Source organism: Brevundimonas sp. UBA2416 (genome assembly GCF_002343105.1).
Classification (GTDB): Bacteria; Pseudomonadota; Alphaproteobacteria; order Caulobacterales; family Caulobacteraceae; genus Brevundimonas.
This window is the reverse complement of sequence record NZ_DDRM01000006.1, coordinates 16859-30942: the sequence shown is the minus strand read 5'-3', so window position 1 is coordinate 30942 and position 14084 is coordinate 16859. Positions and strand designations below refer to the sequence as shown.

Sequence of the window (14084 nt, the reverse complement as noted above, 5' to 3'; positions counted from 1 at the left end):
TCGTCGTCGGCCTGATCGGCGAACGGGGCCGGGAGGTCCGCGAATTCATCGAGGAGACCCTCGGCGAGGAAGGCCTGCGCCGCGCGATCGTCGTGGTCGCCACCTCGGACGAACCGGCCCTGAAGCGCCGGCAGGCCGCCTATATGACCATGGCGATCTCGGAATATCTGCGCGACCAGGATCTCGAGGTCCTGTGCCTGATGGACTCGGTCACCCGCTTCGCCATGGCCCAGCGCGAGATCGGCCTGGCCGCCGGCGAGCCTCCGACCACCAAGGGCTATACGCCCACCGTCTTCACCGAACTGCCCAAGCTGCTGGAGCGCGCCGGACCGGGTCCGGTGCGGCCCGACGGCACCACGGCGGGGCCGATCACCGCCATGTTCACCGTCCTCGTCGACGGCGGCGACCATGACGAACCCATCGCCGACGCCGTCCGAGGCATCCTCGACGGCCACATCGTCATGGACCGCAAGATCGCCGAGCGCGGCCGCTTTCCGGCCATCGACGTCCTGAAATCCGTCAGCCGCACCCTGCCCGCCTGCCAGACCCCGCCGGAGCGCGAGTTGAACAAACGCGCCCGCCAGTGCCTGTCGGACTACGGCAATATGGAAGAACTGATCCGCATCGGCGCCTACCGCGCCGGGGCCGATCCCATGGTCGACCGCGCCATCGCCCTGAACCCGGCGCTGGAGGCCTTCCTCGGCCAGGACAAGGACGATCACACCGGTCTTTCCGATTCCTTTACCCGGCTGGAAGCAATTCTGAATCAGGGCATGGTCCAGTGACCCTGACCCTCTGGAGCGCGTACGCATGAGCAACTGGGCCCAATCGCTGATCCGGATCTCCAACTATGAGGTCGAGACGCTGCAGAAGCGCCTCGCCGAGATCACCGCCCGCCGCGCCTCCGCCGAAATGCGCATCGCCGTGCTCGAGGCCGAGGCCGAGATCGAGCAGGACCGCGCCCGTGACGACGCCGACGCCGCCATGATGCTGCAGGCCTATCTGAACGGCTGGAAACTGCGCAAGGGCGCGGCCGAAGCCGACGTCGTGGTCATCGACGCCGAGGAGGAAGGCGCCCGCGACGCCCTGACCGGCGCCTTCGAAGAGCTCAAGAAATTCGAACACGTCGCCGAAATGACCCGGCTCAACGCCGTCATCGCCGCCGGCAAGCGCGAGACGGCCGCATTCGACGAACTGGGCTTGAGGCGGCGTGCGGGCTGATCCGCCCGGACTGAACCGCCGCGCCGTCCTCGCCGCGCCGCTGGCCCTTGCCGCCTGTGACCGCTTCGCCTCGGCCCAGACCCCGGCGGGTCCGCTGGCCCCGGCGCTGAAATCCATCCTGCCCTGTCCCTTCGGCGCGACGGGCATGACCTGGCAACTCGACCAGCCCGACTGGGTCGAGCAGATGCTGCGCCATTGCTCCCAGCTGACCCCCGAGTGGGAGCAGAAGATGGAGCGCACCCTCGGCCCCGGATTCAGCTACGATTTCGAGCCTTCCGACCGGGTCGTCGCCTTCGCGCGTGACAATGGCCTGCGTGTCCACGGTCATACGGTGATCTGGTATTCACAGGGCGCCGACGTCTTCGATGACGCGAAGCTGTCCCGCGCCCGCTTCGCCGCCGAGTACGACCGCTACATCTCCACCTTCGTCGGCCGGTACCGGGGTCGGATGGCCGGCTGGGACGTGGTCAACGAACCGGTGGCCGAGGACGGCGACGGCCTGCGCGAATGCCACTGGAGCCGGGCGCTGGGCATGGACGGCTATATGGTCCGCGCCTTTGAACAGGCGAAGGCCGCCGATCCGGACGCGGTCCTGTTTCTCAACGAATACAATCTCGAGAACCTCCCCCGGAAGGGCGCGACCTTCCTGAGGCTGGTCGAGCGGCTGCTGAAGCTCGGGGCGCCGATCGGCGGCATCGGCACCCAGTCCCACCTCGATATCGAGATCCCGGCCGGACAGATCACCGCCTTCATGCGCGACGCGGCCTCGCTTGGTCTGCCGATCCATGTGTCGGAGCTGGACTTCCCGATGGAGCGGGACGGCGGCCGGATGCCCGACCTGCGCACAACGGCCCAGAAGCGCGCCCAGCAGGTCGCCCGCGTCGGCGAACTGGCCGAGGCCTTCATGGCCCTGCCCGAGCGCCAGCGCTACGCCTTCACCACCTGGGGCCTGCGCGACACGGACAGCTGGCTGGTCCGGGCCGAGGGCAAGAATCGCCCCGACGAAAGCGCCCTGCTTCTTGATGCGCAGGGCCGGGCCAATCCGGCGTACCAGGCCGTGGCCGAGGCGTTCAGGGGCTAGGCCAGGACCGCCTCGATCCCCGCGGCCGCCAATTCGACCAGCAGGGCCTCGACCGCCCCCTCGACCTTCGCGAGGGTGCGCCCTCGCACCACCAGATGCGTCCCGATCTCGCCGACCGAACCGTGGCCGAACGGATAGCTGCCGAAGCTGATCTCGCGCTCAAGCCGCGCCGCCGCGGCCAGCAGGTCCGCGACGGCTCCCTCGCCAACGCCTGTCACCCTGATGGTCCGCGCATGCACCACCGCCCCGGTGCGCAGCCGCGGGGCCACATCCTCGAGCATGGCCGTCATGATCTTCGGCACCCCGGCCATGACGAAGACATTGCCGACCTGAAACCCCGGCGCGTCTGTCACCGGATTGGCGATCAGCGTCCCGCCCTCCGGTATCCGCGCCATCCGCCGCCGCGCCGCATTGAAGTCATCGCCATAGCGCCGCTCAAGGATCGCCACCGCATCGGGATGTTCAGGCAGGGCCACGCCGAAGGCCGTCGCCACAGCGTCGGCCGTGATGTCGTCATGCGTGGGCCCGATGCCGCCGGTGGTGAAGACATAGTCGTGGGCGGCTCTCAAGGCGTTCAGGCTGTCGACGATCTGCGCCTTGCGGTCGCCGATGGTCCGCGCTTCCAGCAGGTCGATCCCCAGCGCCGCCAGGAACCGGGCGAGGGTGTTCAGATTGGTGTCCTGCGTCCTTCCGGACAGGACTTCGTCGCCGATGATCAGGACAGCGGCGGTAGGGGAGGATTCGGTCATCTCCGCACGCTAGACTGCCGCAGTCGTCCGGTCATCGTGTCGCCTTGAGCATCTGTGCTATGATGGCCATCTGAACCGAGCCTGCCGCCTCCCGAAAGCCCCCGATGTACGAGACCCCCGAACTGGACAGCGACGCCTTCGTCCGCACCCACGAGATTCGCGTCTATGAAGGCGACGAGGCGTGGGAGGGCATGCGTGCGGCCGGCCGTCTGGTGGGACAGGCGCTGGACATGATCACCCCGTTCGTGGTCCCCGGCGTGACCACAGGCGAACTCGACGACCGCATCCGCGAGTTCACCCTGGACCACGGCGCCCTGCCCGCCTGCCTCGGCTACAAGGGCTATGAGAAGACGATCTGCACCTCGATCAACCACGTCGTCTGCCACGGCATTCCGGGCGACCGGGTCCTCAAGGACGGCGACATCGTCAATATCGACCACACCGTCATCGTCGACGGCTGGCACGGCGACTCCAGCCGCATGTATGCGGTCGGCGAGATCAACGCCCGCGCCCGCAAGCTCATCGACGTGACCTATGACTCGCTCGAGGCCGGTCTGGCGATGATCAAGCCGGGCAACACCTTCGGCGACATCGGCTACGCCATCCAGCAGGTCGTCGAGGCCAACCGCATGTCGGTGGTCCGCGACTTCTGCGGCCACGGCATCGGCCGCCTGTTCCACGACAGCCCCAACGTCCTGCACTACGGCCGCCGCGGCGAGGGCGCGACGCTCAAGCCCGGCATGTTCTTCACCGTCGAGCCGATGGTGAACCTGGGCAAGCCGCACGTGAAGGTCCTGTCCGACGGCTGGACCGCCGTGACCCGCGACAAGTCCCTGTCGGCCCAGTGCGAACACTCCGTGGGCGTGACCGAGACCGGCGTGGAGCTGTTCAGCGCCAGTTCGGCCGGGCTGTTCCGGCCGAAATTCGGTTGATCCGCCTCCCGGGCTGATCCCGCTGGACGTTCGCCTTTTGTTCTGACATCGTACCTCCGATTGAACCGGAGGCCGCCTTGTCCAGCGTGCTGCCCTTTCCGAGTCTGCCGACCCGCGCGCCCGTCGCGGGTGCGAAGCCCCCATCCACGCCCAAACCGCACCACACGGGCCACCGCGAACGCCTGCGCGACCGGGCGCGCGGGGCCGGGATCCATCACCTGCCCGACTATGAACTGCTCGAACTCTTCCTGTTTCGCAGCCAGCCGCAGGGCGACGTCAAGCCGATCGCCAAGGCCCTGCTGGCGCGGTTCGGCTCGCTGGCGGCGGTGCTCGCCGCCCCTGTCGAGGACCTGGGCACGGTCAAGGCCGAGGACTCGAAGGGCCGGACGAAGGGCGTGGGCGCAGAGACCGCGCTGGACCTCGCCGCCCTGCATGAGGTCGCGCGCCGGGTCATCAAGGAAGAGGCCGCCAAACGCACCGTCATCTCGTCGTGGACCGCCCTGGTCGCCTATGTCCGGCTGTCGCTACAGCATGAGGCGCGCGAGCAGTTCCGGGTGCTGTACCTCGACAACCGCAACCAGCTGATCCTCGACGAAATCCAGAACCGCGGCACCGTCGACCACGCTCCGGTCTATCCGCGCGAGGTCGTGCGCCGGGCGCTGGAGCTGTCGGCCAAGGCGATGATCATCGTCCACAATCACCCGTCCGGCGACCCGACCCCGTCCCGGCCCGACATCCACATGACCCGCCAGATCGTCGAGGCCGCCAGGGCGCTGGACCTCAGCGTCCACGACCATCTGATCGTCGGCCGCGACGGCGTGGCCAGCTTCAAGCAGCTGGGGTTGATGTGAGCGGCGGGACCGGTCGCGCCGACGCGGCTGACAGGGCGGCGGCGAGGGCCACGGCCCGGTTCGCGCCGTCCATGGCGATTTCCACGTCGGGCGTGATGCCTTCAATTTCATTGGTCCCGTCATTGAGGAACCGGGCGCAGTTGGGCGCCATCACATCCAGGGATCCGGCCTGCAGCCGTATGCGGCCGCCGCCATTCACATAGCCGCAACCGGCTCCGGCGGTGCGCGCGCCAAGCACCAAGGCGACACGGTTCTGCTGCAGCCAGGCGACGAAGTCCTCGGACGCCGAGCCCGTCTCATGATCGACGAGGATGAACAGCGGGCCCACCCAGTGGCCGTTTCCGGTCAATCGCAACGGCTCACCGGCCGGCGCCAGCACGGGGCAGACCGGCTCGCCGCGCCAGATGGCCGACCGGTCGCAGGCCGGATCGACAAGCCGCCCGGCGGGCCTGACCAGGGTCTGGTCGGTCATCAGGGCGACCACCTCGGTGACCCATTCCGTGCCGCCGCCATTGCCGGTCAGATCCACCAGAAGCCGCCGCGCGCCGCGTGCCTTAAGGTCGTCGATGGCCTCCATGAGGCTCTGCTGGAGACGGGCGCGGACGGCCATGCGCAGGCCACGGGCGGTCATGCCGGGGCGGAACGCTTCGCGGCAGGCCGCCAGATAAGAGTCTTCGCCCAGGGCCGCGATGCGCAGCACGCCCAGGTCGCCGGCGACGCCGGTGGCGAACGGGCCGTCCCGCAACGGGGCCCAGCCCGGCAGCCGGTTGAAGGGAAACCGGAAGCGAGGGTTCCCCACCTGTAGCCGGCGGCCTCGCAGGAGGCGACCGCGGCGGGCGGGTCGGGAAGGCGCGGCACGGCCGCCGGGCCTGCAGTGCCCGGCGGGCTGGAGCGGTCGCCGCGAACCAGCTTCAGATGGGGGTCCTCAAAGGCGCCGATGAACCGACGCAGTGCTGCGGCGGCCTGACCATCGGATCGGGCGCGCTCGATGGCCGCGCCTGTTTCGGCGTCCAGCGCCGCGAGGTCGAGGCCGCGATGGGAAACGATCCAGTCGAGGTTGGCATAGCGCTGCGCCATCTCCTGCTTGAGATGCTGGAAATCCCTGCGCCAGCCCGCGACGTCGAACGTCGCACCGCCCGACGCCGGGGCCGCCGATGCCAGGCCAAGGATCAGGGCTGACAGAACCGACACGGAGCGTCTCGCCCGGCTCGTGATCGCATGCCGCCGGGCGTCAAAGGTCGCCATAAAAACCCTCCGGGCGTCATCTCCCGACCGCAGGATACAACCAATATCATGGCGGGACGGTTCGACAAGCGAGGGAACCGGACGGGCCCCTCGCACAGCGCCCGGAGCTCCACCTCCACGACCCCGTCCGGTTGACCCTCGACCCGATCCAGAATCGCGGCACCATCGGTCATGCTCGGGTCCATCCGCGCGCGATGGTGCGCCGGGCGCTGGAGCTGTCGGCCAAGTCGATGATCATCGTCCACAATCACCTGATCGGCCACGACGGCGGGGCCGGCTTCAAACAACCGGGACAGCCGTGAGCGGCCCCTCGCGCAGAACCCTGCTGGCCGCCGCCCCTGTCGCGGCGCTCGCGACCTCCGCCCTTGCCCAAACCGCCGCTCCCGCCGTCATGGTCTCGACCTGGGACTTCGGCGCCGCCGCCAATGCCGCCGGCATCGCCGCGCGGGCGAACGGCGGCTCGGCGCTGGACATGGTTGAGGCCGGCGGCCGCGTGGCGGAAGCGGACGAGAGCAATTCCTCGGTCGGTCTGGGCGGCCTGCCCGATCGCGACGGCCGGGTGACGCTGGACGCCTGCGTCATGACCTGGGCCGGGGATATCGGCGCGGTCTGCGCCCTGGAGGACATCGTCCATGCCGTTTCGGCGGCGCGCCGGGTCATGGAGCGCACGCCCCACACCATGCTGGTCGGCGAGGGCGCGCGGACCTTCGCCCTTGAACAGGGGTTCGAGGCGCGGAACCTGCTGACGCCCCGAGCCGAGGCGGCGTGGCGGGAATGGCTGAAGACGGCGAACTACGCCCCCCGCCCCAACTCCGAGAACACCGACTGGCGCTCCATGCCCGGCGGCCCGAACAATCACGACACCATCGGCCTGCTGGCCATCGGCGCGGACCAGCGCATGGCCGGTGCCTGCACCACCTCCGGCATGGCCTTCAAGATGCGCGGCCGGGTCGGCGACAGCCCGATCATCGGGGCCGGCCTCTATGTCGATGACGAGGTCGGCGGCGCCACCGCCACCGGCGTCGGCGAGGATGTCGTCCGGGTCGCGGGCGCCCATGCCGTCGTCGAGGCCATGCGCCATGGCATGGATCCCACCGCCGCCTGCCGCAGCGTGATCGAGCGGCTGGCGCGTCTTCGCGGAACGAAGGTGGCGGGCTCGCAGGTCGCCTTGCTGGCGCTGGACAAACAGGGCCGGGCCGGGGCCTTCGCCCTCCAGCCCGGCTTCACCTATGCTGTCACCGACGCCGCCGGCCAGACCCGAATCGCGCGCGCCGGCGCCCTGTTCGAAACTCCATGACCATCCTCATCACCGAACGCCTGACGTTGACGCCCATGCAGGTCTCCGACCTGCCGGACCTGAATGCGCTATGGGCCGACCCGGCCTTCGCCACGGCCATCTTCCCCATCCCCCTGACGTCCGAGGACGTCTGGTTCCGCCTGCTGCGCGACATCGGCCATTGGGAGGCGGTCGGCTACGGCAACTGGGCGATCCGCGAGACAGCGACCGGCGACTATGTCGGCAGCGTCGGGGTGCTGGACTATCGCCGCATCCTCGACCCGACATTCGACGCGCCTGAGCTGGGCTGGGGCGTCGCCCCGCGCTTCCAGGGGCGGGGCATCGCTTTCGAGGCTGTGTCCGCGGCCCTCGCCTGGTGCGATGACACCCTCAACGCGGCGCGCACCGTCTGCATGATCTCGCCCGAAAACGCCCCCTCCCACGCCCTGGCAGCCCGCGCGGGCTTCACCCCCTATGTCGAGACGACCTACAAGGGCGCGCCCGTCGTTCTGCTCGAACGCATCGGCCGATAATCGCCCGACGTAGCCCCCCATTAAGGTTTACGCGCCATCATCTCCGGCGAGCCCGGAGACCGCCTGTTCCATGCCCATGCCTGTCGAAACGCTTCGCGCCCATCTGACCGAAGCCTTTCCCGACGCCGAGATCCTGATCGAGGATCTGGCCGGCGACGGCGATCACTATCGCGCGCGCATCGTGGCCCCCGCTTTTGCGGGCCTGCCGCGCGTCCGCCAGCACCAGCTCGTCTATGCCGCACTGAAGGGCAAGATGGGCGGCGAGCTGCACGCCCTGGCGCTTGAAACCTCCGCCCCGCCCCCCTCGTCCTCGACGGGAGATTGACCCCATGCGCTACCGTCCCTTTGGCCTGACCGGACAGGCCGTCTCCTGCCTCACCCTCAGCCTCGGCGCCCGCGACATCGGCGGCGGGCCCGAAGCCGGCCGCGAACTGATCTATTCCGCGCTGGAAGCCGGCATCAACTCCTATCGCCTCGAAAACGCCGACCCCGTGCTGGCCGAAGTGCTGGGTCAGGCGCTGAAACACGTCGACCGCAAGCTGGTTCAGGTGTCCCTGACCCTCGGCGCCGGCGACGGCCGCCGCGGCTCCGACCGCGACTTCTCCGCCCAAGGCATCACCTCGGCCATCGACAAGGCCCTGCACGCTTCCGGCCTCGGGTATTTCGACCTGGCCATCCTCGACGAGCCCGGCGACCACGAACTGCCGCAGTCGACCCTGAACGCCCTCAAGGCACTGCGCGCCACCGAGCGGGTGCGGCTGCTGGGCATCTCGGGCGACGGCGATGTGATGGACACCTATGTCTCGACGGGCGCCTTCGACGTTCTGGCCACGCCGTTCCACGTCAACGCCAGCTGGCAGGTCCGCTCGCGCCTGCGCGCCGCCCAGGAAGGCGACATGGCCATCTTCGTCTACGGCTATTTCCCCGACAGCCTGAACACGGCGAAAAAAGCCGCGACAGTCCATGTCCAGAAAAAGGGCTTCTTTGGTTTCGGCGGCGGACCCAAGCCTGTAGAGGGCCCGCTGGCCCATGCCGGCACCTTCGCCTTCCTGCACCGCACCAACAACTGGTCGGCCGAGGCCATCTGCCTGGCCTACGCCCTGACCGATCCGTCGGTGTCCAGCGTCATGATCGAGGCCAGCGACGTCGAGCGGCTCAACACCCTGTCCCAGGTGCCTGACCGCGACATGCCGCCCGGCCTGTCGGCCCAGATCGAAATGGCCAGGGTCGCGGGCGCCAAGGCGGCCTGACGCCCTTGACCGGCGCGCGCCCGGTCCATACCTGACGCCCTTCACTGAAAGGCCCGCGTCCGTGACCGATCAAGCAGCTGATTCCAATTCCGGGGCCGACCCCATCCACGCCTTCATCGCCGACACGCTGAAGAACCATGCGGTGGTCCTGTTCATGAAGGGCTCGCCCGACGCCCCGCGCTGCGGCTTCTCCTCGCTGGCGGTGCAGATTCTCGACCACATCGGCGCGGACTTCGTCGGCGTGGACGTGCTTCAGGACGAGGGCCTGCGCGACGGCATCAAGACCTTCAGCGACTGGCCGACCATTCCCCAGCTCTATGTGAAGGGCGAGTTCGTCGGCGGCTCCGACATCGTGCGCGAGATGTTCAACGCCGGCGAGCTTCAGGCCCTGATGGCCGAGAAGGGCGTGCCGCTCGGCGAGCAAGCCGAGGCCTGATGGCGCGCGCGGTCCTCGAACCCCGCGTCGACCGCGAGATCTTCGTCGTCCCGCTGGAGGTCCGCCCCGAGCACATCGACGACAACGGCCACGTCAACAACGTCGTCTATGTCGGCTGGCTGCAGGACGCCGGTACGGCCCACTGGAACGCCCGCTTCGACGATGCGACGCGCGCCCGCTGGTCCTGGGTCGGCACCCGGCACGAGATCGACTATTTCCGGCCGCTGATGCCCGACTCTGTCGGCGTCGTGGCCCGCACCTGGGTCGGCGATCCGCAGGGACCGCGCTTCAACCGCTATGTCCGCATAGAGGACGGCGAAGGCCGCGTCTGCGCCCAGGGCGTGACGGAATGGGTGCTGGTGGACGCGACGACCATGCGGCCGCATCGCCTCCCGGCGACTATGCTTGAGGCTTTTCAGCGATAACAGCTGTTCGGCGGTCCTGAATCTCCGCCCGGGCGGCCAGGCGGCGCCATTGCAGGGCCATGGCCGCGAAGTCAGCGCAGACGTCCGGTGGGTACGGTTCCGCCGCCCGCTGTTCGAGCTCCGCGGCCTTCGCCAGGCACTGCGCCACCGTAAACATTGTTGCCCGAACCGGGTTTTCGGGGATTGGTTCCGCCGCAAGCCTTGCACTCAGGAAACAAAATTCATGAGAGGAGCTAGCCAATACATGATATCAGTTATCTGGCGTGGCGTCCGGATTAAGAATCCGGATCCACTTTGTTTGCCGACAATACAAGACGGGTAAGGCTTTCGCTTCGCGAGTCTCCGGTAACTATTTGGAGGGCCAGCCTTGGCTGCCCCCACACCGATTCATTCCGGCGGTTCTATCGACCTGGCGCTCGCCGTGGTCGGATCATCGACCGCGCCCCTGGTGCTGCTGGACGGCGACCTGAACGTCATTGCGGCCAGCGCCTCCTTCTTCACCGCCTTTCAGATCGACCCCACGGGGGCCATCGGCGAGTCCTTCCTCGGCCTCGGCGACGGCGAATGGAACCTGCCCCGGCTGCGCTCCCTCTTGACCGCCACCCTGTCCGGCGCGGCCGATGTCGAAGCCTATGAGATGGAGTTGAAGAGCCGGCATCTGGGTAAGCGATGCCTGATGCTCAACGCCCACCTGCTCGCCTGGGGCGACGGCTCCGAGGTGCGGATGCTGCTGGGCATGTCGGATGTCACGGAGGCCCGGGCCAGCGAGAAGCTGAAGGACGACCTGCTGCGCGAAAAGGCCATCCTGCTGCAGGAGGTCCAGCATCGCGTCGCCAACAGCCTGCAGATCATCGCCAGCGTCATCCTGCAGAGCGCCCGCAAGTCCCAGTCCGACGAGACCCGCACCTCCCTGACCGATGCCCACAGCCGGGTCATGTCGGTCGCCGCCCTGCAACAGCAACTCGCGGTGTCGCACCTCGGCGAAGTCGAGCTGAAGCCCTATTTCGACCAGCTGTGCATCAGCGTCGGCGCCTCGATGATCCGGGACCACGACCAGCTGTCGCTGCGCGTCGACTGCGACGACACCTCGGTCGACGCTGACGTCTCGGTCAGTCTGGGTCTGATCGTCACAGAACTGGTGATCAACTCGCTGAAGCACGCCTTCCCTGGCGGACGCTCCGGGGTCATCACGGTCGGCTACAGGGCCCACGGCCCCAACTGGACCCTGTCGGTGGCCGACAACGGCGTGGGTATGCCCAAGGACGCCGAAAGCTCAACACCCGGCCTGGGCACCAGCATTGTCGAGGCCCTGGCCAAACAGCTGAACGCCCATGTCCAGGTCGTCGGCGGCCATCCGGGCACCACGGTGTCCATCGTCCACAGCCAGATCAGCGCCGTGGAAGACGAAGCCATGCATGGGCGGGCCGTCTGAGTTCCTGCGGTGTGACCTCAGGTCGGCGGCAGCTGGTACGGATTTTCGACCGACAGGCGTGATCCGGGGGCTAGGCCCAGCTCTTCGAACGACCAGCGCACCTCGGTCCCCTCGGGCCGGCTCTCGCGGCAGCGGTCTTCCCTGATCCGGCGCAGGGTGATGATCGGCCCGTCGCTCGAGGACCGCACCACCGGGGTGATGTCTTCCTTGGCGGTGCAGCCGTTGGAGGTGACCCAGAACACCGCCTCGTCCCGCGCGATGGCCGCGGCATGGACCGGTTCGACCTGACCGGGCATCTCTTCCTGAGGCGTCCGGAACCCGCCGGCGATCTGCTGCACAGCGGCGCATCCCGCCAGCGAGGCGATCAGGGCTGCCGTGGCGGCCAGCGTAGCGATCCGTTTCATCACTCCAGCCTCCTGCACCGAACCCTGAGCAAGCGGCAAAATGCGCCTGTTCGGAGGTCAATGGAAGACCGTTGCTGCGACCAGCAAAAAGGCCCCGGATTTCTCCGGGGCCTTCTCGGTGTTTCGCATCGTGCGCTCAGGCAGTGAGCGACCGCGTCGCGAGCGCCAGCGCCCTTACGACGAGTAGTATTCCACGACCAGGTTCGGCTCCATCTTCACCGGGAACGGCACGTCAGCCAGCTCCGGCACCCGGACGAAGCGGACCGAGAAGCCGCGATCGCCGATTTCGATGTAGTCGGGGATGTCGCGTTCCGACGACTGCTGGGCTTCGAGCACCAGCGCCATGTTGCGGGACTTTTCCTTGACCTCGACGACGTCGCCGACCTTCAGACGGTACGACGCGATGTCGACCTTCTTGCCGTTCACAGTCACGTGGCCGTGGCTGACGAACTGACGGGCGGACCAGACGGTCGGGGTGAATTTGGCGCGATAGACCAGGGCGTCGAGACGCGACTCCAGCAGGCCGATCAGGTTCTCCGAGCTGTTGCCCTTGCGACGCGAAGCTTCCTCGTAGGTCGCGGCGAACTGCTTCTCGGTGATGTTGCCGTAGTAGCCCTTCAGCTTCTGCTTGGCCTTCAGCTGCAGGCCGAAGTCAGAGACCTTCTGCTTGCGACGCTGGCCGTGCTGGCCGGGGCCGTACGAGCGTTTGTTGACGGGGGACTTGGCGCGACCCCACAGGTTTTCACCCATGACCCGGTCGAGTTTGTACTTGGCGCTATGGCGCTTGGACATGTGTCACTCTTCTTCGTGATGCGGCCCGGTCCCTCCCCAACTGGAGAGACGATCTCAACGGCGGTCCACGCATCGTCCGTAGTGGTTCACGCAGACGGGCAGGCCCGACGGCGTGAAGGGCGCGCTTATGACGGGGTCGGACCCATCCGTCAAGGCCGGGCGGCGGCTTCCGGAACCCAGACGAAGCCGTCGTCCCGTCGCTGGAACCGACCCAGGCCCGGGAAGGGGAAGTGAACCGCATAAACCCGGAGGTTACCCGCCGCCGCCCTCTCCAGCAGGGCTGCGCGGCTGGCCGTCGCGGTCGGGGCGTCATTGTCAAAGGCGATCTGCCATTCCGGCCGCTGAACCGAGATCACCGAATGGTGCATGGTGTCGCCGATGTAGAGCAGGCTGTCAGTCCCGGACCTGATCTCATAGCCCATGTGACCCGGCGTATGGCCGTTGATCGCGACCGAAGAGATGGAGGGGGTCAAGGCTGCGGCGCCCGGCTCGAACGTCTGGACCTTCGGCGTGATCGTTGTGACCAGCGCACCCATCTGGGCATTGGCCTTGAGGAACTCCCATTCCGCGGCGGCCATGCGGATCGTGGCGTTGGGGAAGGTCAGGCCGCCCGAGGCGTTGACCAGTCCAACCACATGATCGCCGTGGCTGTGGGAAATCAGGACGTCCGTGACCTGGTCCGGCTGCACGCCCGCGGCGGCCAGCGAGGCAGGCAGCTTGCCCGCGCCGGGACCAAAGCTGTTCCCCGCGCCGGCATCCAGCAGAACGACGCGCGCGCCGTCGCGCACCAGCAGAGGCTGGACGCTGAGGCTGAAACTGTCGCCCGGCAGGCCGTTGGCGGTCAGCACGGCAGCGACCTCGGCGGGCGTGCGGCCGACCCCCAGCACAGTGTTGTCATTCGGCACGCCAGTCATGCCGCCGTCGCGCAGGGCGACGACATCAAGCGCGCCCACCTTGAACGGGTGGATGTCCGCGTTGGCGGCCGGGGCCTGCGCGGCGACCGGATCGCTCTTTTCGACATCAGGGGAGCAGCCTGCGGCGCCCACAAGGGTGGCGAACATCAGGCTCGCGGCGGCGAGTTTCGTCTGCGACTTCATGGTTCAGCCTCCCCGCGATCGGGACCAGCCCCCGTCACGCTTGCGGTCACATAGGTTGCAGGCCGGCGCATGCCAGCCCGCGCGCCATGAAGTTTTTCTTCGTCGAGCCGTCAGGTCGTGGCGGCGGCGAACAGTTCATTGGCCTTGTTCCAGTTCACCACCGTCCAGAAGGCCTTCAGATAGTCGGCCCGGCGGTTCTGGTATTTCAGATAATAGGCGTGCTCCCAGACGTCGGCGGCCAGCACCACGGCACCCTTGTCCTCGGCCACATCCATCAACGGATTGTCCTGGTTCGGGGTCGAGGTGACCTTGAGCACGCCGCCCTGCACGATCAGCCAGGCCCAGCCCGAACCGAACTGC

The 14084-nt window shown here is 67.9% G+C and carries 19 protein-coding genes and 1 pseudogene; 13 read left to right on the top strand and 7 right to left on the bottom strand.

Translation table 11 applies throughout. From position 1 onward, the window contains the following. The 3 genes and pseudogenes from fliI to B3E43_RS01335 form a co-directional block, all read left to right on the top strand. Window positions 1-785 (top strand): annotated as a pseudogene (fliI, locus tag B3E43_RS01345) (flagellum-specific ATP synthase FliI); the annotation flags it as partial. A 25-nt stretch (window positions 786-810) separates the two neighbouring features. Continuing rightward, window positions 811-1221 carry a flagellar export protein FliJ gene (locus tag B3E43_RS01340; protein ID WP_292026092.1) on the top strand — a complete coding sequence of 137 codons (411 nt, stop codon included), beginning with the start codon at window positions 811-813 and terminating at the stop codon, window positions 1219-1221. After that, window positions 1211-2302, top strand: coding sequence for an endo-1,4-beta-xylanase (locus tag B3E43_RS01335; RefSeq protein WP_292026091.1), 1092 nt, complete (start codon window positions 1211-1213; stop codon window positions 2300-2302). The genes B3E43_RS01340 and B3E43_RS01335 overlap by 11 nt, the downstream gene beginning before the upstream one ends. On the opposite strand, the gene B3E43_RS01330 is transcribed toward B3E43_RS01335, so the two are convergent. Further along, window positions 2299-3051 carry a competence/damage-inducible protein A gene (locus B3E43_RS01330; RefSeq protein ID WP_292026090.1) on the bottom strand — a complete coding sequence of 251 codons (753 nt, stop codon included), beginning with the start codon at window positions 3049-3051 and terminating at the stop codon, window positions 2299-2301. The two genes, B3E43_RS01335 and B3E43_RS01330, sit on opposite strands and share 4 nt — an antisense overlap. Before the next feature lie 104 nt (window positions 3052-3155). Here B3E43_RS01330 and map point away from each other — a divergent pair, with 104 nt between their 5' ends. After that, a complete protein-coding gene (gene map / locus B3E43_RS01325; protein WP_292026089.1) occupies window positions 3156-3983 on the top strand; it encodes a type I methionyl aminopeptidase in 828 nt (275 codons plus the stop codon). Between the two features lie 86 nt (window positions 3984-4069). Beyond that, complete coding sequence (radC, locus tag B3E43_RS01320; RefSeq protein WP_414631332.1) at window positions 4070-4834, top strand: RadC family protein; 765 nt, start codon at window positions 4070-4072, stop codon at window positions 4832-4834. Here radC and B3E43_RS01315 read toward each other — a convergent pair. Further along, window positions 4812-5534 carry a S41 family peptidase gene (locus B3E43_RS01315; protein WP_292026088.1) on the bottom strand — a complete coding sequence of 241 codons (723 nt, stop codon included), beginning with the start codon at window positions 5532-5534 and terminating at the stop codon, window positions 4812-4814. The two genes, radC and B3E43_RS01315, sit on opposite strands and share 23 nt — an antisense overlap. Then, on the bottom strand, window positions 5462-6079 hold the full coding sequence (locus tag B3E43_RS01310; RefSeq protein WP_292026087.1) for a hypothetical protein: 618 nt from the start codon (window positions 6077-6079) through the stop codon (window positions 5462-5464). The genes B3E43_RS01315 and B3E43_RS01310 overlap by 73 nt, the downstream gene beginning before the upstream one ends. Before the next feature lie 131 nt (window positions 6080-6210). Between B3E43_RS01310 and B3E43_RS01305 the strand changes: the two genes are divergently transcribed. The 8 genes from B3E43_RS01305 (at window position 6211) to B3E43_RS01270 (ending at window position 11431) form a co-directional block, all read left to right on the top strand. After that, the gene (locus tag B3E43_RS01305; protein WP_292026086.1) at window positions 6211-6381 is read left to right on the top strand and encodes a JAB domain-containing protein; all 171 of its coding nucleotides are present in this window, start codon (window positions 6211-6213) and stop codon (window positions 6379-6381) included. Beyond that, window positions 6378-7376, top strand: a complete 999-nt coding sequence (locus B3E43_RS01300) for a N(4)-(beta-N-acetylglucosaminyl)-L-asparaginase (RefSeq protein ID WP_292026085.1) — start codon at window positions 6378-6380, stop codon at window positions 7374-7376. The genes B3E43_RS01305 and B3E43_RS01300 overlap by 4 nt, the downstream gene beginning before the upstream one ends. Beyond that, complete coding sequence (locus B3E43_RS01295) at window positions 7373-7888, top strand: GNAT family N-acetyltransferase (protein WP_292026084.1); 516 nt, start codon at window positions 7373-7375, stop codon at window positions 7886-7888. Before B3E43_RS01300 ends, B3E43_RS01295 begins: the two co-directional genes overlap by 4 nt. A 70-nt stretch (window positions 7889-7958) precedes the next feature. Continuing rightward, window positions 7959-8213, top strand: a complete 255-nt coding sequence (locus B3E43_RS01290) for a BolA family transcriptional regulator (RefSeq protein ID WP_292026083.1) — start codon at window positions 7959-7961, stop codon at window positions 8211-8213. 4 nt (window positions 8214-8217) lie between these two features. Continuing rightward, the gene (locus B3E43_RS01285) at window positions 8218-9138 is read left to right on the top strand and encodes an aldo/keto reductase (protein WP_292026082.1); all 921 of its coding nucleotides are present in this window, start codon (window positions 8218-8220) and stop codon (window positions 9136-9138) included. 61 nt (window positions 9139-9199) lie between these two features. Further along, window positions 9200-9574 carry a Grx4 family monothiol glutaredoxin gene (gene grxD, locus B3E43_RS01280; protein ID WP_292026081.1) on the top strand — a complete coding sequence of 125 codons (375 nt, stop codon included), beginning with the start codon at window positions 9200-9202 and terminating at the stop codon, window positions 9572-9574. Then, window positions 9574-9999 (top strand): acyl-CoA thioesterase, encoded by a 426-nt coding sequence (locus tag B3E43_RS01275; protein ID WP_292026080.1) that lies wholly within the window; start codon window positions 9574-9576, stop codon window positions 9997-9999. Before grxD ends, B3E43_RS01275 begins: the two co-directional genes overlap by 1 nt. Window positions 10000-10366: 367 nt before the next feature. Next, entirely contained in the window at window positions 10367-11431 is a 1065-nt protein-coding gene (locus B3E43_RS01270) for a sensor histidine kinase (RefSeq protein ID WP_292026079.1), read from the top strand. A gap of 17 nt (window positions 11432-11448) precedes the next feature. Here B3E43_RS01270 and B3E43_RS01265 read toward each other — a convergent pair whose 3' ends face one another. The 4 genes from B3E43_RS01265 to B3E43_RS01250 all read right to left on the bottom strand — a co-directional run. Then, complete coding sequence (locus tag B3E43_RS01265) at window positions 11449-11835, bottom strand: hypothetical protein (RefSeq protein ID WP_292026078.1); 387 nt, start codon at window positions 11833-11835, stop codon at window positions 11449-11451. Window positions 11836-12009: 174 nt separating this feature from the next. Next, a complete protein-coding gene (gene rpsD / locus B3E43_RS01260) occupies window positions 12010-12627 on the bottom strand; it encodes a 30S ribosomal protein S4 (protein WP_284222255.1) in 618 nt (205 codons plus the stop codon). 149 nt (window positions 12628-12776) lie between these two features. Further along, window positions 12777-13724: an MBL fold metallo-hydrolase gene (locus B3E43_RS01255; protein ID WP_292026077.1), complete on the bottom strand. Its 948-nt coding sequence runs from the start codon at window positions 13722-13724 to the stop codon at window positions 12777-12779. Between the two features lie 110 nt (window positions 13725-13834). After that, the coding region (locus B3E43_RS01250; protein ID WP_292026076.1) for a superoxide dismutase at window positions 13835-14084 on the bottom strand (250 nt) is incomplete at its 5' end.